The sequence below is a fragment of the Streptomyces bugieae genome, assembly GCF_036352915.1.
Classification (GTDB): Bacteria; Actinomycetota; Actinomycetes; order Streptomycetales; family Streptomycetaceae; genus Streptomyces; species Streptomyces endophytica.
This window is the reverse complement of sequence record NZ_JAZBJP010000029.1, coordinates 58,061-77,733: the sequence shown is the minus strand read 5'-3', so window position 1 is coordinate 77,733 and position 19,673 is coordinate 58,061. Positions and strand designations below refer to the sequence as shown.

Below are 19,673 nucleotides of genomic sequence, written 5' to 3'. Positions count from 1 at the left end.
GCTTCGCAAGGAAGGGACCGGAGGAAGGAGCGCCATGAGCGGGCACGGGCACGATCACGGGCACGGTCACAGCCATGCGCACGGGGTGGCGCCGGACGCCGACCGGCGGTGGCTGCGGGCCGCGCTCGGGCTGCTCACCGCGTACATGGCGGTCGAGGTCGTCATCGGTGTGCTGGCCGGATCGCTGGCGCTGATCTCGGACGCCGCCCACATGCTCACCGACGCGGTCTCGATCCTGCTGGCGCTGATCGCGATGCGGCTGGCGGCGCGGCCGGCGCGCGGCGGGTACACGTACGGGCTCAAGCGCGCCGAGATCCTGTCCGCGCAGGCCAACGGCATCACCCTGCTCCTGCTGTCGGTCTGGCTGGCGTACGAGGCGGTGCAGCGGCTGATCTCGCCGCCGACGGTGGGCGGGGCGATGGTCCTGTGGACCGCGCTGTCCGGGATCGTGGTGAATCTGATCTGCACCTGGCTGCTGTCCAAGGCCAACCGCTCCAGCCTGAACGTCGAGGGCGCCTACCAGCACATCCTCACCGACCTGTTCGGGTTCGTGGCCACCGCGCTCTCCGGTCTCATCGTGCTGACCACGGGCTTCGAACGGGCCGACGCGATCGCCACGCTGGTCGTCGTCGCGCTGATGCTGCGGGCCGGTACGGGGCTGGTGCGGGAGTCCGGGCGGATCTTCATGGAGGCGGCGCCGGCCGGGCTGGACCCGGACGCGCTGGGCGATCGGCTGGTCTCCCAGGACGAGGTCGTCGAGGTGCACGACCTGCACATCTGGCAGATCACCTCCGGTCAGCCGGCGCTCTCCGCGCACATCCTGGTGGCCCCCGGCGGCGACTGCCACAAGGTGCGCCGCGGGCTGCAGGAGCTGCTGAGCGGCGAGTACCACATCACGCACGCCACGCTCCAGGTCGATCACGTCGGGGAGCAGGCCGAAGCGGGCGAGGTGCTGACGCTCGGCCCGCGGCCCGGTACCGGGGCGCAGCCGGAGCCGCCCGCCGCCCCCGACCACTGCGAGGACGCACACGGGCCGGTGCACCGGCCGTGGCCGCACCGGCACTAACGCCCGTCCCCGAGTCGGCGTCCCGGCCGCACACGAACGACTTTCCCGCACGACTTTCCCGCCGCGGTCACATTTCTCCGCCGCGATCCGTCAGGGCAGTGACAGCAACACGGCAGCCCGAAGGAGACGGCGATGGAAACGCGTTCGATCACGGCGGAGATCCCGATGGTTCCGCGGATGGCCGAGGACCCCGCGGAGCTCGTACCCGAGCTGGCAGCGGTGTCGGCGGCGCTGTTCAGGCTCACCGGCAACGGTTCGGTACCGCGCTCCACGATCAGTCTGGTCCAGCTGCGTGCCGGCCAGATCGTCGGCAGCACCTACCTGACGGTTCTGCACACGGGCTTCCTGCGCAAGGCCGGGGAGTCGGAGGAGCGCATCACGTCGGTGGCGTCCTGGCAGGACTCGCCGTACTTCACCGGCGCGGAACGGGCCGCGCTGGCACTCGTGGAGGCCGCGCTTCAGCCGTCCACGCACGGTGAGCGGGTCTCCGACGAGCTGTACGCCCAGGCAGCGGAACACTACGAGGCCAAGGCGCTCGCCACCCTGATGTTCGCGATCGGCCAGGTCAACTTCTTCATCGCCGTGGCGGTCATCGCCAAGCCGGTGCCCGGCCGGTCGTTCACCGACCCGTGGAATTGAGACCGCCCGGGTAAATCGGGTGAACCCGGGGCGGCGGCGGGCCGCATGACGCCGGTCGCGGGCGGCGCGGTGCTCCGATGGCGGGATGAGAACCGGCATGAGAACGGGCACCAGGACCGGCACGGGGAGCGGCACGAGGACCGCCGTGGTCCGCGCGGTGCTGTGCGTTGCTGCCACGTGCGTCGTCACGCTCCCCGGACCGTCCGCCGCCGCGTACGCCCCGCAGGTCACGCAGGTGCCGCCGGCCGTCTCCGTCACCGTCGCGGTGACCGACGGGACCGACGACGCCGAGGCGGGGCGGCGGCTCGACTACCGCGTGACCGTGCACAACCTGGGCGCCGATGACGTCCACGGGGTCCGGGTCGAGCAGCGGATGCCCGCGACCACGACCTCCGTGACCGCGTCCGACGGCGTCGTCGAGGGGCGCGGGACGGGGGAGCGGAAGGTCACCTGGCGCGCCGACCTTCCGGCGCGCGACATCCAGGTGTTCACCGCCGAGGCCGTGCTCGGTGACCGTCCCGGCGGCGCCGCCACGGCCGCGCCCGGGACCCTGCGGGCCGCCGCCACCGCCTGTGTGTACCTGGGCGATTCCTACGCGCCGGTGGCCTGCTCGGGCGATGTGGACGACCTGCCGGAGTCCCGGGCCGAGGAGACCGGCGGCGGTGGCTGGGCGTGGTGGGCGACGGCCGCCGCGGCCGCGGCGCTGCTCGGGCCGGGGGCGGTGCGGGCGGTGCGCCGCCGGCGGGCGGCCGGCCCGGGCGCCGCGGGCTGAGGCCACCGCCGGCAGCCGGGCCACACGGCCGGGCTCACCCATTGGCACCGGTCCCGGTCGCGGGCGCCGGGCGTTCCCCCTTGCCTGGAAGGTGGTCGCCGTGATCGCCGTGCAGGAAAGGACAGGACGCGATGCCAGCGAGCGCACCCGTACGCCTGGGCGGGCGGGTGACGGAGGGGGACGGGCCGCCGGGCGGACCGCGGTGGCCGGGGCGCGCGCTGGCCGGCGGGGTGCTGCTGGTCGTGGGGGCGCTGCTGCTGCCGCTGAGCCTGGCCGCCACCTGGGCGCGGTCCCAGCTGACCGAGACGGACGGCTATGTGGCGGCGGTGGCGCCGCTGGCCGGGAACACCGCAGTGCAGCAGGCCGTGGTCGACGACGTGACGGACGGGGTGATGGCGCACGTCCGGATCGACGGGCTGCTGAAGGCCGTCAGTCCCGCCCGGCGGCCCGCGGTGCGCCGCCATTTCACCCGCGGCATCCGGGAGTTCGTGGCCAAGCAGGTGCGGCAGGTGGTCACCGGGCGCGGCTTCCCGGACATGTGGAAGGGCGTCCACCGATCCGCGCACCGGACGCTGGACGGCAGCCTCGCCGCGCCCGCCGATCCCCGCGCCCCGGTCACGCTCGATCTGACCCCCGTCGTGGAACGGGTCCGCCGTCAGGTGGCGCACAACGGCATGGGGCTGGACCTGCTCCGCCGGGTGCCGCGGTCCGGGGTGGAGATCGTGCTGCTCAAGGCCCCCGACGTCCCGCGGATCCGGGCCGGTTACGAGGTCGTCCGCAGGGGGGCGCTGCTGCTGCCGCCGGCCGCCGCGCTGTGTCTGGGCGGCGGGCTGCTGCTGGTGCGGCGGCGCCGGCGGGCACTGGTCTGTGCCGGTACGGGCTGCGCGGCGGCCGCCGCCCTGCTGGCCGTGGCGCTGGCGCTGGTGCGCGGCCGCACGCTGGCGGCGCTGCCCGCGATGGTGCCCCGGCCCGCCGCCGGGGCGTACGCCGATGCGCTCACCGGGCCGCTGCGTACCGGGGTCTGGCTGCTGGTGGGCGCGGGGACGCTCACCGCGGTGCTGGCCGCGGCGGGGCCGCCGGCGGTCCGGGCCTGGCGGAAGCGGAGCTGACGCCCGGCCGGGTCGCTCAGACGGTCAGGACGGTCTTGCCCTGGGCACGGCCGGTGCGGCTGGCCTCCAGGGCTTCGGGGGCCTCTTCGAGGGGGACCTCGCGGCCGACGAGGACCGTCAGCCGGCCCGCGTCGACCTGCCCGGCCAGGATCTCCAGGAGCTGCGGCGAGGGGCGGTTGACGAAGTTGAAGCCGCGCAGGTTCTGTTCGGTGAGCTCGTCCGCGTCCGCCGAGCCGATCAGCGAGACGGCGGTGCCCCCGTCGCGTACGGTCCGGGTCAGCTCGGCGAACTCGGCGGGGCCGCCGGTCATGTCGATCAGCACGTCCACGCCGTCCGGATGGGCCGCGAGGACCTGGTCGGCGACCGGGCCCGCGGTGTGGTCGACGGTCTCCGCGGCGCCCAGCGTACGCATCAGCTCGGCCTTGGCCGGGCGGGCGGTGGCGATCACCTCCGCGCCGCGGCCGGCCGCCAGCTGGGTGGCGAAGGTGCCGACGCCGCCGGTCGCACCGACGATCAGCACCCGCTTGCCCTCGCTGATCCGGGTCTCCTCGACCAGGTTGTACGCGGTCATGCCGGCCGTCGGCAGCGCCGCGGAGGTCGCGTAGGTGACGCTGCGGGCGGCGTGCGCGATGCGGTCCTCGTCGGCGAGGGCCAGTTCGCAGTACGATCCGCCGCCCCGCTCCGGCCGCTGGAACTGGCCGAACACCGCGTCGCCGACGGTGAACCGCCGGACACCGGTGCCGATCGCCAGCACCTCGCCCGCCCCGTCCGTGCCCAGCACCAGGGGGAAGGCCACCGGAACGGCGTCGCCGAACATGCCGTCGGCGATCTTCCAGTCGATGGGGTTGAGTCCGGCGGCGGACAGCCGCACCAGGACCTCGCCCGGCCCTGGTTCGGGCTGCGGCAGATCCATGAGGCGCGGCTGTTCACCGAATGCGCTGACTGCTACGGCTCTCATCGTGGCGCTCCCTTCCACCCTTCCGACCGGTGGCCGAAGGGGATCGTAAGCACGCCGGTGCGGCCGGACGCGGCAGGAGGAGAGGCGGTGCGGCGGAAGCAACTCGTACGGCCCCCGGGCCATGCCGCCAGCCGGGCCGCAGCATGCCGCCGGCCGGGGGCCGCCGCGCCGCCCCTCCCGTCGGCCGCCGCCGGGTACCGGACGCGCTCGTCGCGCTCCGGCCCGCCGCGTCGCCGTACGCCGCCCCGACCGGCTCCCCCGACCGGCTCCAGCGCGGTGAATTCCCTGGTGCGCGGCGTTGCGGCGAAAGCCGTTCACCTTGCGAGAAGGTGCCCCTCGGGTACACATGACGCCATGCGCGTACTGGTGGTGGAGGACGAGGAATTCCTCGCGGAGACGATCGCTGCCGGCCTGCGCCGCGACGCGATCGCCGCGGACATCGCCCACGACGGCCGGGCGGCGCTGGCCAAGATGCGGCTCGGCGCGTACGACGTGCTCGTCCTGGACCGCGAGCTGACCGGACTGCACGGTGACGACGTCTGCCGGCACGTCGTGGAACAGGGCCTGCTGACCCGGGTGCTGATGCTCACCGCGTCCGGCACCGTCCACGACCGGGTGGCGGGGCCGGGCCCGGGCGCCGACGACTACCTCACCAAGCCCTTCGCGTACGAGGAGTTGCTCGCCCGGGTGCTGGCCCTGGGCCGGCGCACCCGGCCCGCGCTGCCGCAGGTCATCGAGCGGGCCGGTGTCGCCGTGGACACCGCCCGCCGGCTCGCGCTGCGCGACGGCCGGCCGCTGCCGCTGTCCCACACGGAGTTCGGGGTGCTGGAGGTTCTCCTGCGCGCCCAGGGCGCGGTGGTCAGCGGCGACGATCTGATCGAGGAGGTGTGGGAGGAGCACATCAGCTACCGCGCCAACGCGGTCCGGGTCACGCTCGGCACGCTGCGCGCCAAGCTCGGCGACCCACCGGTGATCGAGACCGTGCCGGGCGCCGGCTACCGGCTGTGCGACCGGCCGGGCGGCGGCCGGTGAGGCTGCCGCGGCCGGACCCGATCGCCCCCGTGACCCGATTGCCCGCAGGACGCGAAGGGGCGCGAGCAGCGGGATTCAATGGGCCAATGATCCGGTTCGAGTCCGTCACCAAGCAGTATCCCGACGGCACCACCGCCGTGGACGACCTGTCCTTCGATGTCGAGGAGGGCGAGCTGGTGACCCTCGTCGGGCCGTCCGGCTGCGGCAAGACGACGACCATGATGATGGTCAACCGGCTCATCGACCCCACCCGCGGCCGGATCTTCGTCGACGGCGCGGACATCGCCGGCGTCGACCCCGTCCAGTTGCGCCGCCGGATCGGCTACGTCATCCAGCAGACCGGCCTCTTCCCGCACCGGACGGTCCTCGACAACACCGCCACCGTGCCCTTCCTGACCGGCTGGAAGCGGGCCAAGGCGCGGGCCCGGGCCGCCGAACTCCTGGACCTGGTGGGCCTGGACCCGGACGTCCACGGCCCGCGCTACCCCGACCAGCTCTCCGGCGGCCAGCGCCAGCGCGTCGGGGTCGCCCGGGCCCTCGCCGCCGATCCGCCCGTACTGCTGATGGACGAGCCGTTCGGCGCGGTCGATCCGGTCGTCCGCGAGCGCCTCCAGAAGGAGTTCCTGCGGTTGCAGGCCGCCATGCACAAGACGGTGCTGCTGGTCACCCACGACATCGAGGAGGCCATCCGGCTCGGCGACCGGATCGCGGTCTACGGGGCCGGCCGGATCGAGCAGTACGACACCCCCGCCAGCGTCCTCGGCGCCCCCGCCACCCCCTACGTCGCCGAATTCGTCGGCACCGACCGGGCGTTGAAGCAGCTGTCGGTCACCGGGATCGACCGCGGTGACCTCGAACGCCCGCCGTTCGCCCGCCTCGGTGAACCGGCGTCCGAGGCGGCGCGGAGACTACGGGCCGAGGGCGCCCGGTGGGCGGTGGTGCTGGACGAGGACGGCGAACTGCACGGCTGGGTGGGCACCGAGGAACTGGCCGGCGCCGCGGGCACGGTCGCCGGGCACGCCCGCCGGATGGAGGCGTGGGTGCCGTTCACCGGCACATTGAAGGCCGCGTTCAGCGAGATGCTCAAGCACGACGCCGGCTGGATCGCGGTCCTGGACGGCCACCGCTTCCTCGGCGTCCTCACCCCGACCAAGTTGCACGAGGCACTGCGCCGCACCATCGACTCGGACGAGCGGGGGGTGCCGCGGGACCGGGCGAGGGTGGACTCGGTACCGACGGAGTGAGGCACGGTCACGAGCAGGCACGGCCGGCTGTTTCACGTGAAACGGCGCGGTCGCGAAGAGGGTGCCGGTTTCACGTGAAACACCCAGCCGTCGCCGCCCGCTCAGCCCTTCGGCAGCAGCCCCTTCTCCTGCAGGTAGTGACGCGCCACATCCGCCGGCAACCGTCGCCAGCTGTCCACCTGCTCGTTGAGATGGGCCAGGTCAGTCGTGGTCAGGACCTTGTTGAGGCGGTTGAGCGCGGCGGCCGGCCGGGCGCTGCCCGCGCGGGACCGGTTGACGACGGGCAGCACGTAATCGGCGTTCTGCAGCTTCTTGTCGTCGGTGAGCAGCACCAGCCCGAACTGGTCCAGGGTCGCGTCGGTGCTGGTGGTCAGCACCATCTGGTCCTGCCCGTTCTGCACGACCTGCTTGGCGGGGGTGGTGCCGACGCCCTTGGGGTCGATGGCGGTGACGTTGATCCCGTACGCCTTCCGCAACCCCGGGGCGCAGAAGGGTCGTTGTACGCATTCCTCGCCCGCCGCGAGGCGCACCGGCAGTTTGGCGCGGCCCAGGTCGCCGAGCGTCTTGAGGTGGTGCTTGCGGGCGTACGCGGCGCTCACTGCGAAGGCGTTCTGGTCCACGGCCCGGCCGGGCGGGAGCACGGTCAGCCCGCGGGGCCCGGCCAGCCGGCGCAGTGCGCGCAGCGTCACCCCGAGGTCGGGTGAGGCCACCGGGGGCGCCTTGGAGCCGTGCGCCTTGGCGTTCAGCCAGTCCGCGAAGGTGGCCGCGTACTCGGGCACGACGTCGATCTGCCCGGCCTCCAGCGCCGGTTCGTACAGCTCACGGTTGCCGACGGTGAGGACGTGGGTGCGGTACCCGGCGTGGTCGAGCAGTGCGGCGTACATCTGGGCGAGCAGCTCGCTCTCGGTGAAGCCGGCCGAGCCGATCGCCAGATCGCGGCTGTCCCCCGGCGAGGCGGTGATCCGGGAACGGGTCTCCAGGGAGGGGCCGGTGGCGCAGCCGGCGAGCACCGGCAGCGCGACCACGCCCAGCGCCATCAGGGCGGCGGCCGCCCCGGCCCTCACCGGCCCCGCCCCCGCGCCCAGCCGCCCGGCGCATACCGTTCGACCAGCTCGAACCCGGCCTCCATCAGCAGGGCGAACACCGCGACCAGCACCGCACCGGCGACCACCTGCGGGGTGCTGGCGAGGCTGAACCCCGCGGTGATGATCCGGCCGAGCCCACCGCCGCCCACCAGCGCGGCGAGCGTGGCGGTCGCGACGAGCTGGACCGCGGCGATCCGCACACCGGTCAGGACGAGCGGGAAGGCGAGCGGCACCTCGACCCGCCACACCAGCTGCATCCCGGTCATCCCCATGCCCCGCGCGGCCCGCACCACGTCCCGGTCCACGTCACGCATCCCGACGTACGCATTGGTCAGCAGCGGCGGAACGGCGAACAGGACCAGCGCGATGACCGTCGGCCACTGCCCCTGCCGGCCGACGGGGGTGAGCAGCAGCAGGACCAGCACGGCGAAGGTCGGGACGGCGCGGCCGACGTTGGCGAGATTGACGGCCAGCGCCCCGCCGCGCCCGAGGTGACCGAGGGTCAGCGCGACGGGCAGCGCGATCAGCGCGCTGATGACCAGGCAGGAGACGGTGAGGACGAGGTGCTGGAGGAGTCGGTGCCAGACACCGTTCTCCCCCGACCAGTTGGCGCCGGTGGTCAGCCAGTCCCAGACCGCGGCGAGGGTGTTCACGTCCGTCGTCCCGACGCCGCCGCGACCGGCTGCGTGCGCCCGGCGGCGGCGCGCCCCCGCCACCGCGACCGCCGCCCCCGCGCCGTACGGCCCGCCCGCCGCCAGGGCGTGAGCAGCCGTTCCGCGCCGAGCAGCAGCAGGTCGAAGACGATCGCGATCAGGACGCACAGCACGGACGCGGTGAGCACCTGTGCCTTGAAGAAGGAGTTCATCCCCGCGTAGATGAGGTTGCCGAGCCCGCCGTAGCCGACGATCGCGCCGACGGTGGTGAGCGCCACCGCCGAGACCGTCGCGATCCGCAGTCCGGCCATCGCGGCGGGCACGGCCAGCGGCAGTTCGACGGTGAGCAGTTGGCGCAGCGGGCCGTAGCCCATGCCGCGGGCGGCGTCCCTGGCCTCGGCGGGTACGCCGTTCAGCCCGGCCAGGAGGTTCCGTACGAGCAGGGTGAGCGAGTACAGCGCCAGCCCGACCACGACGAGCGTGGCGGAGAGCCCGTAGACCGGCAGCAGCAGCGAGAACATCGCCAGCGACGGGATCGTGTAGAGGACCGTGGTCACACCGAGGACCGGCCCGACCGTCCACCGCCATCGCCGGGCCAGCAGCGCCAGGGGCACCGCGACCAGCAGCCCGAGCGCCACCGAGACGACGGTCAACTGGAGGTGCTGGAGGACCGCGTCGAGCAGGATCTGCCGGCGCGTGGACAGGTAGTCGCCGCAGATCCACTCGTTACGGGCCAGACAGTCGTCCGGCGGCGGTGCGGTCACGGTACGAGTCCACCCCGCCGGGGTCGGAGTGTCGCGGCGGACGCGTCCGATCGTGCCCCGGGGTTCGCGCCCGGACCTCCATAGCCGGGCTGCTGACGGCCGCTTTCCTCGCCGTCGCCGTCAGCGGCTGCGCCTCGTACGACGTGACCGCACCGGCCGACGCCCGCGCCGACGCGACGGGCAGCGCGGCCGGGGCGAAGAACGGAAAGGGAGGGGGTCAGGCGGGCGGCGGCCAGGACGTCGACTGCCGCAAGGCCAAGTGCGTCGCGCTCACCTTCGACGCGGGCCCCAGCGAGAACACCGACCGCCTGCTGGACATCCTGAAGAAGCAGAAGGCGCACGCCACCTTCTTCATGCTCGGCAAGAACCACATCGCGAAGCGCCCCGCCGAGGTGCGGCGGATCGACGCCGAGGGCCACGAACTGGCCAACCACACCTGGTCGCACCAGATCCTCACCGAGATCCAGCCCGCCGAGGCCAAGCGCGAGCTGTCCCGCGTCCAGGACGCGGTCCGCAAGATCACCGGAAAGACGCCCACGCTGATGCGTCCGCCGCAGGGCCGCACCGACGAAACGGTCTCCGAGGTCAGCAAGGAACTCGGGCTGGCCCAGGTCCTGTGGAGCGTGACCGCCAAGGACTACGAGACCAACGACTCGGCGCTGATCACCAAGCGGGTGCTGGAACAGACCGAACGCGACGGCATCATCCTGCTGCACGACATCTACCCGGGCACGGTCCCGGCCGTCCCGGGCATCCTCAAGGAACTGAAGAAGCGCGGCTACACGATCGTCACGGTCTCCCAGCTGCTCTCCCCGGCGAAGCCGCAGCCGGGGATGGTGTACCGCCCGTAGCGGCCGAGGCCGGTACCGCCGCGGGGACGCCGGCAGGTCCGGGAACGCCGCGAGCCCGGCCCCTTCCCGGGACCGGGCTCACGGCTACGACTACCGTTGTTCCTCTGCGGTTTCGGGCTCGCTCAGCCCTGCGGCCGCTCGGCCTCCACCCGCCGGCGACCCTTGTCATCGGTGGTCCCGGCCGGGGCCTTGGCCGGCCCGGTCGGCTTCGCCGGGGCGCCGCCCTGGCCGACCTTCGCACCCGGCTTGCGCTGCGCCGGCAGCGGCACGGTGTCCTGCGGGAACGTCAGCTGCTGGCTCTGCCACTCCAGGGCCGGCACGACCTCGCGCCGCCAGGTCGTGAACTGGTGGCTGCCCTGCGGCAGGATGATCGAGTCCACCGTCATCGGCGCCTTGACCGCGTGGATGAACTGCATGGTGGCGCCGTAATCGGCCTCGCCCTTACGGCTGCTGGCGACCAGCGTGGAGACCTGCGGCGCGGGCAGGTGCTTCAGCCGCCACAGCAGATCGTGCTCGCGCTCGCGCTGGGCACCCGCCGGGCCGGCGCCGAAGAGGCTGCCGGTGGTCAGGTCGTCCTTGATCGCGTAGTCGCCCGAGAGCGAGACCGCCGAGGTGTACACCTTCGGGTTGCGCATCGCCAGCTGCAGCGAGCAGGTGCCACCCGACGAGTACCCGAACGCGCCCCAGGCGCTGGGGTCATGACCCACCCGGTACGTCGACTTCATCGCGTCCGGCAGGTCCTTGGTGAAGAACGTCTCCGCCTGCGGCCCGCCCGGCACGTCCACGCACTCGGTGTCGCGCGGCGGCGCGATCGTCGGCCGGACCATCACGATCACGGTCGGCTGCATCCGTCCCTGCGCGATCAGCCGGCCGGCGTTCTGCGGCACCTGCAGATGCTGCGCGAGGTTCATGATCCCGCCCGGGTAGCCGCTGATCACGACCATGACGGGGAACCGCTGCCGGCGGTACTGCTGCTGGAAGTACTGCGGCGGCAGGTAGACGAATCCGGGGTTGATGGCCCGCGTACGGCGCCCGATGATCCGCACGGACTCCATCTTGCCGACCTTGTTGGCGGGCCCCTTGGGCAGACCGGTCACCCGGTCGAGCCCCTGGGGACCGGCCGGCTGGATCAGCCCGGCCTTCATGTTCCCGACCGACGCGTACTGCCCGCCGCCCTGGCTCACGGCCACCGGCGGCGCCTTCTCGTTGTTGCCCAGCAACTCGTCCCAGTTGCCGTAGAACTCGAAGTTCGTGTTCACGGCGAGCGCGAGCGCGCACACGATGGACACCTGGGTGACCACGATGGCGCCCAACCTGCCCAGGACGGGTCCGATCCCGCGCCGCGACAGCCGGGGCCACAGCCACACCGTGGCGGCCACGCAGGCAACCGCCAGCACGATCACCGTGTATTCGAGCGACTGACTGGTCAGCCCCATGCGCCCACATCTCCCGTCACCCTCGGAAGGGTTCTTGCCTTCTTACGGCCGCCTAAGGCACAACGGGCGGCTCCGGACAATGGTCACCGGAGAAGACGGGCACACCTGCGCATCGGATACCTGAACGACTCAGTTCTTACTTCCCTCTTGCCACATCGTTTCCGCGGCGTGATGTGCGAGCACTCCGAAGGACCCTCAGAAAGCCCTCACACCCGCACAGGTCCAGACCAACTCCCCGTCCCTCACGGCCTCCACGCTCCGTCCCCACGTCCTGTCTTCACGGATGTGATATCCCGGCGCCGTGCCACAGCGACGTCACGCCGGCCCCCGCCGAAACCCGACCCGCGACCGGTTCGCCCTGGATGGCCCCCGGATAGCCCACGGATGGCCCACCACACGAGCCGCAGGGTCCCACGATGAGGCCGCTCCCGGCCGCTACGCTTACGTATCCGTCCTGGTCAGGGACATGTCCGTGCTTCACGGACATACGCCGCACCGCACCCACCACACGCAAGAGAGGTTCGCCGATGGGCATTCGGAGTCTGCTGCGCAACGCTTTCGGTCGCTCCAAGGCGACCCGTGAAGAAACCGGCGCGGCACAGAACAGCGCCGGCACCCCGGAGTCCGCGACCATCCCCGAGGCCCGCGAGGAGTCCACCCCGGCCGCGTCCCCCAAGTCCCCGAAGCCGTCCGACAAGCCCGCCGAGGCCGAAGTCCCGGCCGCCCGCACGGCCCCCGCCGAGCACCCGGCCCCCGAGCCGACCCCGACGACCGCCACCCTGCCCGCCCAGGGCTCCCCGGTGGACCGCGCGGAGCCGCCCGTACGGGAGAACGCGGAAGAGCCCGAGGCCAAGGACGACGACAAGGCCGAGGCCCACGCCCCCGAGGCCGACACCGCCGCCTCCGAGACCGCCGCCTCCGACCTCGTGAGCCAGGCCTTCGACAACCCGGCCCCGGTCACCAAGCCGGAGCCGTCCACCGCCCCCGAACCGCAGGCCACCCCTGAGGCGGAGGCGATCGCCGAACCGACGGCCCAGGCGGACGCCGAACCGGCGGCCCAGGCGGACGCCGAACCGGCGGCCCAGACGGACGCCGAACCCGTGGCGGCCGAGCCGCAGGCCGACGAGCAGGCCGAGACCGAGCCGGAGGCCGAGGCCAAGGCCGAGGCGGAGCCGGTGCAGGAGCCGGTGCAGGAGCAGGACACGGCGCCGGAGCCGGTGCAGGACGCGACGCCGGAGCCGGTGCAGGACGCGACGCCGGAGCCGGCAGCCGAGACCCCGGTAGCCGAGCCCGAGGCCGAGACCGCGACGGAGGCCGAAACGGCCCCGAAGGCGGAGGACGCGCCGAAGGCCGAAACCGCACCGGAGCCGGAGGCCGAAGCGGCGCCGGAGGCCGAGGCCACCCCGGAGCCAGCGGCCACGACGAACGCCGAGGCCACGCCCGCCCCGAAGGGGAAGGTCCCCGCCGGCCTCCTCCCCCTCCACGCCGCCGCCGGCGCCACCCTGGAGAAGCACGGCCTCACCACCCAGCGCGCCGTCGTCTACCTGGTCCTCGACCGCTCCGGCTCGATGCGCAACTACTACAAGGACGGCACGGTCCAGAACCTCGCCGAGCAGGCCCTCGCCCTCTCCGCGCACTTCGACGACGAGGCCACCGTGCCCGTCGTCTTCTTCTCCACCGACGTCGACGGCACCGCCGATCTGGACCTCACGCATTACGAGGGCCGCATCGAGGAACTGCACGCCGGCCTCGGCCACATGGGGCGCACGAACTACCACTGGGCCGTCAATGCCGTCGTCGACCACTACAAGAAGTCCGGCAGCACCGCCCCGGCCTTCGTCATCTTCCAGACCGACGGCGCCCCGACCTCCAAGCCGGCCGCCGAAAAGGCACTCTGCGAAGCGGCGAAGCTGCCCATCTTCTGGCAGTTCATCGGCTTCGGCGACCCGGAGGCCAAGGGCTTCGACTTCCTGCGCAAGCTCGACGACCTGACCGTTCCGGAGAAGCGCGCGGTCGACAACGCCGGCTTCTTCCACGCCGGCCGCGACCCCCGCAGCCTCTCCCACGACGAGCTCTACCAGCAGCTCATGGTCGAGTTCCCCGAGTGGCTCACCGAGACCCGCACCGCCAAGGTCCTCAAGGACAGCTGACGCCTCCCCTCCACTCGACCCCCACCGGCCGCATTGCTCCGACGGCCCCGGAAGATCAAGTGGTGCTGCGCGCGGTGATCAGCCGCCGCGGGCACTGTCCGCACTGCAAAACAGCCGCGCGGGCACCCCCGCCCCGTCCAGTACGATATTGACGTTCCGTAAAGCAAATCCTCACTCACCGTAGCGACTTGGGAGCAGCCGGCAATGGCTCGACACCTCATCACCAGCGCCCTTCCGTACATCAACGGGATCAAGCACCTGGGCAACATGGTGGGGTCCATGCTCCCGGCCGACGTGTACGCCCGGTACCTGCGGCAGCGGGGGCAGGACGTGCTCTACATCTGTGCGACGGACGAGCACGGGACGCCGGCCGAGCTGGCGGCGAAGGAGGCCGGGCAGTCGGTCGACGCGTTCTGCGGCGAGCAGCACGAGAAGCAGAAGGCGATCTACGAGGGCTTCGGGCTGCGGTTCGACTACTTCGGGCGGAGCTCCTCGCCGGAGAACGTCGAGCTCACGCAGCACTTCGCGCGGAAGCTGCACGAGAACGGCTTCATCGAGGAGCGGGCCATCCGGCAGGTCTACTCGAACGCCGACGAGCGCTTCCTGCCCGACCGCTACATCGTCGGCACCTGTCCGCACTGCGGCTACGACAAGGCGCGCGGCGACCAGTGCGAGAACTGCACCCGGGTGCTGGACCCGACCGACCTGATCGACGCCCGGTCGGCGATCAGCGGCAGCGGTGACCTGGAGGTGCGGGAGACCAAGCACCTGTTCCTGCTCCAGTCGAAGCTGCAGCACGAGGTCGAGGGCTGGCTGGAGGGCAACGGCAGCAAGGAGTGGCCGACCCTCGCGTCGTCGATCGCGCACAAGTGGCTGACCGAGGGCCTGCAGGACCGGGCGATCACCCGTGACCTGGACTGGGGCGTGCCGGTCCCGGCGGACGTGTGGCCGGAGCTGGCGGCCGAGGGCAAGGTCTTCTACGTCTGGTTCGACGCACCGATCGAGTACATCGGCGCGACGAAGGAGTGGTCGGACGCCGACCCGGAGAACCGCGACTGGAAGTCGTGGTGGTACGAGGCCGAGGACGTCCGCTACACGGAATTCATGGCCAAGGACAACGTGCCGTTCCACAGCGTGATGTTCCCGGCGACGCAGCTGGGGACCCGCGAGCCGTGGAAGAAGGTCGACTTCCTCAAGGCCTTCAACTGGCTGAACTACTACGGCGGGAAGTTCTCCACCTCGCAGCGCCGGGGCGTCTTCACGGACGCGGCGCTGGAGCTGCTGCCGGCCGACTACTGGCGCTACTTCCTGATGGCCCACGCGCCGGAGTCGGACGACACCTCCTTCACCTGGGAGCTGTTCTCGTCGTCGGTGAACAAGGACCTCGCGGACACGCTCGGCAACTTCGTCAACCGGGTGCTGTCGTTCTCCCGCAAGCGGTTCGGCGACGAGGTCCCGGCGGGTGCCGAGGCAGGTGCCGCGGAGCAGAAGCTGGGCGAGGAGATCGCCGGGCTGCTGGCGGAGTACGAGGGCCACATGGAGGCGCTGCAGTTCCGCAAGGCGTCGGCCTCGCTGCGCGCCCTGTGGAGCGCGGGCAACTCCTACCTGGAGGAGAAGGCCCCCTGGCTGGAGATCAAGACCGACAAGGACGCGGCGGCGCTGACGCTGCGCACCGCGATGAACCTGATCCACCTGTACGCGGTGGTCTCCGAGCCGTTCATCCCGGCGTCGGCGAAGGCGATGCGGAGTGCGTTCGCGCTGGCGGACGACACTGCCGTGTGGGTCTCGCAGGACGAGGCGAAGGCGCTGGCGGCGGTGCCCGCGGGGACGCCGTTCACGGTGCCGCCGGTGCTCTTCGCGAAGATCACCGAGGAGGACCTGGACTCGTACCGGGAGCGCTTCGGTGGTGCGGAGGGGTAATCCTCCGCAACGCCGGACGGCCGGCCGGTCCTGCCACGTGTGCGCCCGTTCCGCCCCCGAGGGGGTGGGACGGGCGCACGTGTATGGGGGGCCGGCGGCCGTGGGGGCCTTATGGCTTTGTGCCCGGTGAGACGTAGGCGGTCAGCGGCTTCAGACCGGGGGTCGGGGGGAGGGGGGCCTTGCGCCAGCCGCGGGCGTAGTGCGGGGGCCGGTGGCCGGCCGCGAGCAGGACGGCGGCGGGGCGGCGGGTGCCGAGCCGGGTCAGGGCGGTGGGCGTGATGCTGGCGTCGTGGCCGGCGGGCTGGCGGGACGCGCAGCCGGCCTGGTAGGCGACCCGGACCGCCTCCTCGCCGCTGACGGCGCACGGCGGCCGCAGACCGGCGGTGCGCAGGGTGCGGACGATCCGGCCGATGTCGTTCTGGGCGCGTACCGTTCCGCGCTGCATCTTGTGCAGGATCGCCAGCTGGACCGCCTCGTGTCCCAGCAGCGCGACGGCCAGGAGGACCACCGCCAGGGCGTGCCGCCGGCGTGGGAGGCGGACCAGCCGGCACAGGAACCAGGCGGCGGGCATCATCAGCAGCGCGTACGCGGGCAGCAGGAAGCGCGGGGCGGCGTAGTCGACCGCCAGGAGGTAGGGGGCGGCGAGGCAGAGGCCGATCAGGGACGGGAGCACGACGGGTGCCGCGCCGTAGCGGTGCAGCGAGCCGTCGGGGTCGTGGAGGCGGAGGGTCGGCCAGGTCTGCCCGTCCCGCTGCCCCACCCCGCCCGTGCCGAGGCGGTCGGCGCGGGCCGGGTCCAGGACGAGGCTGCCCAGCCGTACGGGGTCGAGCCAGAGGCCGTCGCGCCGGCCGGAGTGCGGTCCGTGGCCGGGCGGCCACACCGGTCCGTAGCGGTGCAGCGCGCCGCCGGGTTCGCGGGCGCGGACCGCGGACCGGACCGCGCCGGCCACGGCGAGCGGGAGCGCGCACCACCATGCCGCCGCCACCGGATGGTCCCAGGCCAGGTGACAGGGGCGGCACAGGGTCTTGCCCTGGAGCGCCCGGGCGTGGTCGGCGAAGGACGGGTGCCAGCCGAGGCCGCCCTGGATCTCCGCGGCCTGCCGCAGCCGGGCCGGGAAGCCGCCGTAGGAGACGTACGCCTCGATGATCCACTCGGCACAGCCGAGGGCGAGCCCGGCCGGGAGGGCGAGCAGGACGGTGGACCGGCGCCAGGCCGGTACGACGAGCCCGGCCAGGAAGAGCGGAACGGCCAGCCACACCGCGTCGGTGGGGCGCATCAGCGCGACCAGTGCCACCGCGGCGGCGAGGCCGGTGGCCGCGCCCCGGCCGGCCGCCGGAGCCAGCTGTACGGGCGGCTGGCGCACCGCGAGGAGGAAGCAGCCGGTGGCGGTGAGCGCGGCGTAGCCGACCCACAGGTTGGGCATGGCCTGCGGGCCGTAGAAGAGGGTGACCCACAGGCCGGCGAACAGCGCGCCGCCGAGCGCGGGGACGGGGGGCGGCAGCAGGCGCCGCCAGATGCAGAGGGTGAGCAGGAGCCCGGCGCCGGAGAGCAGCGCGAGGTAGCAGTGCAGCGCGGGGGCCGAGGTCGTGAAGGCGACGACCGGGGCGAGGAGGAGGGTGACGCCGCGGGCGCGCGGTGCGCTGAAGTACGCGGCCGGGGTGTGCGGGTCGACCTGGCTGACGTAGACCGTCTCGTCCCATCCCAGGCCGGGGGTGGCGACGGCGAAGTAGAGCTGCCCGGCGGTGAAGACGGCGGCGACGGTGATCAGCCACCGCAGATCGCTGCCCGGTGCGGGGCGCGTCGGGTGGACCCGCGGGCCCAGTCCGGTCGGGCCGGGGAGGAGGCTGGCTTGCTGCATGGGCACCACCCTGCGGGGGTGGCGTGCGCCCGGCCACATGTGTGGTGCGGTTGGAGCACAGGGCGCCGCGCGCGGTGCACGGCCGGGGCGCCGGGTCGCGACATGGCGAGGGGCGGTGTTTCACGTGAAACGAACGACGTGAAACACCGCCCCTGCGGCCCGGCGGGAGCCGGCCCCGGCCCCTGCCGGTGGTGGCTACTTCACCTGCGGCTTGCGGATGTTGAGGCTGAGCTCCTTGAGCCGGGCCTCTTCCAGCTCGGTGGGCGCGCCCATCATCAGGTCCTGCGCGTTGCCGTTCAGCGGGAACGCGATGGTCTCGCGGATGTTCGGCTCGTCCGCGAGCAGCATGACGATGCGGTCGACGCCCGGGGCGATACCGCCGTGCGGCGGGGCGCCGAAGCGGAAGGCGCGGAGCATGCCCGCGAACTTCTCCTCGACGGTCTCACGGTCGTAGCCGGCGATCTCGAAGGCCTTGATCATGATGTCCGGCTCGTGGTTCCGGATCGCGCCGGAGGACAGCTCGACGCCGTTGCAGACGATGTCGTACTGCCAGCCCAGGATGTCCAGCGGGTCCTTCTCCTCCAGGTCCTTCATGCCGCCCTGGGGCATCGAGAAGGGGTTGTGGGAGAAGTCGATCTTGCCGGTCTCCTCGTCCCGCTCGTACATCGGGAAGTCGACGATCCAGCAGAAGCGGAAGACGTTCTCCTCGAAGTGGCCGGCGCGCTTGGCGGCCTCGACGCGGACCGCGCCCATGATCTTCGAGACCTCGTCGAACTCGCCCGCGCCGAAGAAGACCGCGTGGCCGGCCTCCAGGCCGAGGCGCTCGGTGAGGACCTTGACGTTCTCCTCGGTGAGGAACTTGGCGATCGGGCCGGACAGGGAGCCGTCCTCGCCGACGCGCACCCAGGCCAGGCCCTTGGCGCCCTGCTGGACCGCGTAGTCGCCGAGCTGGTCGAAGAACTTGCGCGGCTGGTCCTGCACGGCCGGCACCGGCAGCGCACGGACGTGCTTGCCCGCGAACGCCTTGAACTCCGAGCCCTCGAAGACGTCGGTGATGTCGACGAGTTCCAGCTGGGCGCGCAGGTCCGGCTTGTCGGAGCCGTACTTCAGCATCGCCTCGCGGAACGGGATGCGCAGGAACGGCGAGGTGACGTGGCGGCCGCCGCCGAACTCCTCGAACAGCTCGGTCATCAGCTTCTCGACCGGCTGGAAGACGTCCTCCTGCTCGACGAAGGACATCTCGATGTCGAGCTGGTAGAACTCGCCCGGCGAGCGGTCGGCGCGGGCGTCCTCGTCGCGGAAGCACGGGGCGATCTGGAAGTACCGGTCGAAGCCCGAGATCATCAGCAGCTGCTTGAACTGCTGCGGGGCCTGCGGCAGCGCGTAGAACTTGCCCGGGTGCAGGCGGGACGGCACGACGAAGTCGCGGGCGCCCTCCGGGGAGGTGGCGCTGAGGATCGGCGTCGCCATCTCGTTGAAGCCGAGGGCGGTCATCTTCTGGCGGATGGACGCGATGACCGCCGAGCGCAGCATGATGTTGCGGTGCATCCGCTCGCGGCGCAGGTCGAGGAAGCGGTACTCCAGGCGCTTCTCCTCGTTGACGCCGTCGTCCGTGTTGATCGTGAACGGGATCTGCTGGGCCGCGCCCAGGACCTCGACCTCGGTGACCTCGATCTCGATCTCGCCGGTGGGCAGCTCCGGGTTGACGTTCTCGGCGCCGCGCGAGACGACCTTGCCGTCGACGCGGACGACCGTCTCCTTCGTCAGCTTGTCCAGCGCCTCGGCGCCGGGGGTGCCGGGGCGGGCCACGAGCTGGACGAGACCGTAGTGGTCGCGCAGATCGATGAAGAGGATGCCGCCCAGGTCACGTCGATTGTGCAGCCAGCCGCTGAGGCGGACGTCGGTGTCGACGTCCGCGGCTCGGAGCTCGCCGCAGTTATGGGACCGGTACCGGTGCATCGCTCATCCAAGTCGTCGCGAGTGTCGAGGTGAGGAGTTGTCGGGAGGGGGGCGGGGTCGGGATCCGGTGCGGACGCCCGGCCGCTCTCCCCGTGGATCACCCGAAAGGCCACCCCAGGATTGACATAACCGCTCCAGGTTACCGCCCCGACCCCCGGCACTTCGTTGACATATACG

At 72.4% G+C, this 19,673-nt stretch carries 16 protein-coding genes; 9 read left to right on the top strand and 7 right to left on the bottom strand.

All coding sequences use genetic code 11. The features are described 5' to 3' along the window. Positions 1 to 34 precede the first annotated feature (34 nt). The 4 genes from V2J85_RS31190 (at position 35) to V2J85_RS31175 (ending at position 3,586) form a co-directional block, all read left to right on the top strand. Entirely contained in the window at positions 35 to 1,066 is a 1,032-nt protein-coding gene (locus V2J85_RS31190; protein ID WP_330823455.1) for a cation diffusion facilitator family transporter, read from the top strand. Positions 1,067 to 1,198: 132 nt separating this feature from the next. Further along, the gene (locus V2J85_RS31185; RefSeq protein WP_261956791.1) at positions 1,199 to 1,705 is read left to right on the top strand and encodes a carboxymuconolactone decarboxylase family protein; all 507 of its coding nucleotides are present in this window, start codon (positions 1,199 to 1,201) and stop codon (positions 1,703 to 1,705) included. A gap of 97 nt (positions 1,706 to 1,802) precedes the next feature. After that, positions 1,803 to 2,477: a hypothetical protein gene (locus V2J85_RS31180; RefSeq protein WP_261956790.1), complete on the top strand. Its 675-nt coding sequence runs from the start codon at positions 1,803 to 1,805 to the stop codon at positions 2,475 to 2,477. 131 nt (positions 2,478 to 2,608) lie between these two features. Beyond that, entirely contained in the window at positions 2,609 to 3,586 is a 978-nt protein-coding gene (locus V2J85_RS31175) for a hypothetical protein (RefSeq protein WP_330823454.1), read from the top strand. Between the two features lie 16 nt (positions 3,587 to 3,602). On the opposite strand, the gene V2J85_RS31170 is transcribed toward V2J85_RS31175, so the two are convergent. Further along, positions 3,603 to 4,544, bottom strand: a complete 942-nt coding sequence (locus tag V2J85_RS31170) for an NADP-dependent oxidoreductase (RefSeq protein ID WP_261956788.1) — start codon at positions 4,542 to 4,544, stop codon at positions 3,603 to 3,605. A gap of 354 nt (positions 4,545 to 4,898) precedes the next feature. Here V2J85_RS31170 and V2J85_RS31165 point away from each other — a divergent pair, with 354 nt between their 5' ends. Together V2J85_RS31165 and V2J85_RS31160 are read left to right on the top strand one after the other, a co-directional pair. Then, on the top strand, positions 4,899 to 5,576 hold the full coding sequence (locus V2J85_RS31165) for a response regulator transcription factor (protein WP_261956787.1): 678 nt from the start codon (positions 4,899 to 4,901) through the stop codon (positions 5,574 to 5,576). Positions 5,577 to 5,662: 86 nt separating this feature from the next. After that, complete coding sequence (locus tag V2J85_RS31160; protein WP_330823451.1) at positions 5,663 to 6,820, top strand: ABC transporter ATP-binding protein; 1,158 nt, start codon at positions 5,663 to 5,665, stop codon at positions 6,818 to 6,820. A gap of 101 nt (positions 6,821 to 6,921) precedes the next feature. Here V2J85_RS31160 and V2J85_RS31155 read toward each other — a convergent pair whose 3' ends face one another. The 3 genes from V2J85_RS31155 to V2J85_RS31145 are packed head-to-tail and all read right to left on the bottom strand — an operon-like array spanning position 6,922 to position 9,322. Further along, the gene (locus tag V2J85_RS31155; RefSeq protein WP_330823480.1) at positions 6,922 to 7,857 is read right to left on the bottom strand and encodes an ABC transporter substrate-binding protein; all 936 of its coding nucleotides are present in this window, start codon (positions 7,855 to 7,857) and stop codon (positions 6,922 to 6,924) included. A gap of 23 nt (positions 7,858 to 7,880) precedes the next feature. Then, on the bottom strand, positions 7,881 to 8,558 hold the full coding sequence (locus V2J85_RS31150; RefSeq protein ID WP_330823450.1) for an ABC transporter permease: 678 nt from the start codon (positions 8,556 to 8,558) through the stop codon (positions 7,881 to 7,883). Further along, positions 8,555 to 9,322 carry an ABC transporter permease gene (locus V2J85_RS31145; RefSeq protein ID WP_261956784.1) on the bottom strand — a complete coding sequence of 256 codons (768 nt, stop codon included), beginning with the start codon at positions 9,320 to 9,322 and terminating at the stop codon, positions 8,555 to 8,557. Before V2J85_RS31145 ends, V2J85_RS31150 begins: the two co-directional genes overlap by 4 nt. 80 nt (positions 9,323 to 9,402) lie before the next feature. Here V2J85_RS31145 and V2J85_RS31140 point away from each other — a divergent pair, with 80 nt between their 5' ends. After that, positions 9,403 to 10,173 (top strand): polysaccharide deacetylase family protein, encoded by a 771-nt coding sequence (locus V2J85_RS31140; RefSeq protein WP_330823479.1) that lies wholly within the window; start codon positions 9,403 to 9,405, stop codon positions 10,171 to 10,173. A gap of 122 nt (positions 10,174 to 10,295) precedes the next feature. On the opposite strand, the gene V2J85_RS31135 is transcribed toward V2J85_RS31140, so the two are convergent. After that, positions 10,296 to 11,609: an alpha/beta hydrolase gene (locus V2J85_RS31135; RefSeq protein ID WP_261956783.1), complete on the bottom strand. Its 1,314-nt coding sequence runs from the start codon at positions 11,607 to 11,609 to the stop codon at positions 10,296 to 10,298. 527 nt (positions 11,610 to 12,136) lie between these two features. Between V2J85_RS31135 and V2J85_RS31130 the strand changes: the two genes are divergently transcribed. Both V2J85_RS31130 and metG read left to right on the top strand, forming a co-directional pair. After that, a complete protein-coding gene (locus V2J85_RS31130) occupies positions 12,137 to 13,759 on the top strand; it encodes a VWA domain-containing protein (RefSeq protein ID WP_330823449.1) in 1,623 nt (540 codons plus the stop codon). Positions 13,760 to 13,963: 204 nt separating this feature from the next. Further along, a complete protein-coding gene (gene metG / locus V2J85_RS31125) occupies positions 13,964 to 15,679 on the top strand; it encodes a methionine--tRNA ligase (RefSeq protein ID WP_261956781.1) in 1,716 nt (571 codons plus the stop codon). A gap of 109 nt (positions 15,680 to 15,788) precedes the next feature. Here metG and V2J85_RS31120 read toward each other — a convergent pair whose 3' ends face one another. Together V2J85_RS31120 and aspS are read right to left on the bottom strand one after the other, a co-directional pair. Continuing rightward, positions 15,789 to 17,537 (bottom strand): hypothetical protein, encoded by a 1,749-nt coding sequence (locus tag V2J85_RS31120; protein ID WP_261956780.1) that lies wholly within the window; start codon positions 17,535 to 17,537, stop codon positions 15,789 to 15,791. A 195-nt stretch (positions 17,538 to 17,732) separates the two neighbouring features. Continuing rightward, positions 17,733 to 19,496: an aspartate--tRNA ligase gene (gene aspS / locus V2J85_RS31115; protein WP_261956779.1), complete on the bottom strand. Its 1,764-nt coding sequence runs from the start codon at positions 19,494 to 19,496 to the stop codon at positions 17,733 to 17,735. Between the last annotated feature and the right edge of the window lie 177 nt (positions 19,497 to 19,673).

Bases quoted from the DNA above. Each gene is read 5' to 3' on its own strand.
- V2J85_RS31130 (WP_330823449.1), top strand. From the start codon at position 12,137: ATGGGCATTCGGAGTCTGCTGCGCAACGCTTTCGGTCGCTCCAAGGCG.
- V2J85_RS31180 (WP_261956790.1), top strand. From the start codon at position 1,803: ATGAGAACGGGCACCAGGACCGGCACGGGGAGCGGCACGAGGACCGCC.
- V2J85_RS31160 (WP_330823451.1), top strand. From the start codon at position 5,663: ATGATCCGGTTCGAGTCCGTCACCAAGCAGTATCCCGACGGCACCACC.
- V2J85_RS31190 (WP_330823455.1), top strand. From the start codon at position 35: ATGAGCGGGCACGGGCACGATCACGGGCACGGTCACAGCCATGCGCAC.
- V2J85_RS31185 (WP_261956791.1), top strand. From the start codon at position 1,199: ATGGAAACGCGTTCGATCACGGCGGAGATCCCGATGGTTCCGCGGATG.
- V2J85_RS31155 (WP_330823480.1), bottom strand. From the start codon at position 7,857: ATGGCGCTGGGCGTGGTCGCGCTGCCGGTGCTCGCCGGCTGCGCCACC.
- V2J85_RS31120 (WP_261956780.1), bottom strand. From the start codon at position 17,537: ATGCAGCAAGCCAGCCTCCTCCCCGGCCCGACCGGACTGGGCCCGCGG.
- V2J85_RS31165 (WP_261956787.1), top strand. From the start codon at position 4,899: ATGCGCGTACTGGTGGTGGAGGACGAGGAATTCCTCGCGGAGACGATC.
- aspS (WP_261956779.1), bottom strand. From the start codon at position 19,496: ATGCACCGGTACCGGTCCCATAACTGCGGCGAGCTCCGAGCCGCGGAC.
- V2J85_RS31135 (WP_261956783.1), bottom strand. From the start codon at position 11,609: ATGGGGCTGACCAGTCAGTCGCTCGAATACACGGTGATCGTGCTGGCG.
- V2J85_RS31170 (WP_261956788.1), bottom strand. From the start codon at position 4,544: ATGAGAGCCGTAGCAGTCAGCGCATTCGGTGAACAGCCGCGCCTCATG.
- metG (WP_261956781.1), top strand. From the start codon at position 13,964: ATGGCTCGACACCTCATCACCAGCGCCCTTCCGTACATCAACGGGATC.
- V2J85_RS31175 (WP_330823454.1), top strand. From the start codon at position 2,609: ATGCCAGCGAGCGCACCCGTACGCCTGGGCGGGCGGGTGACGGAGGGG.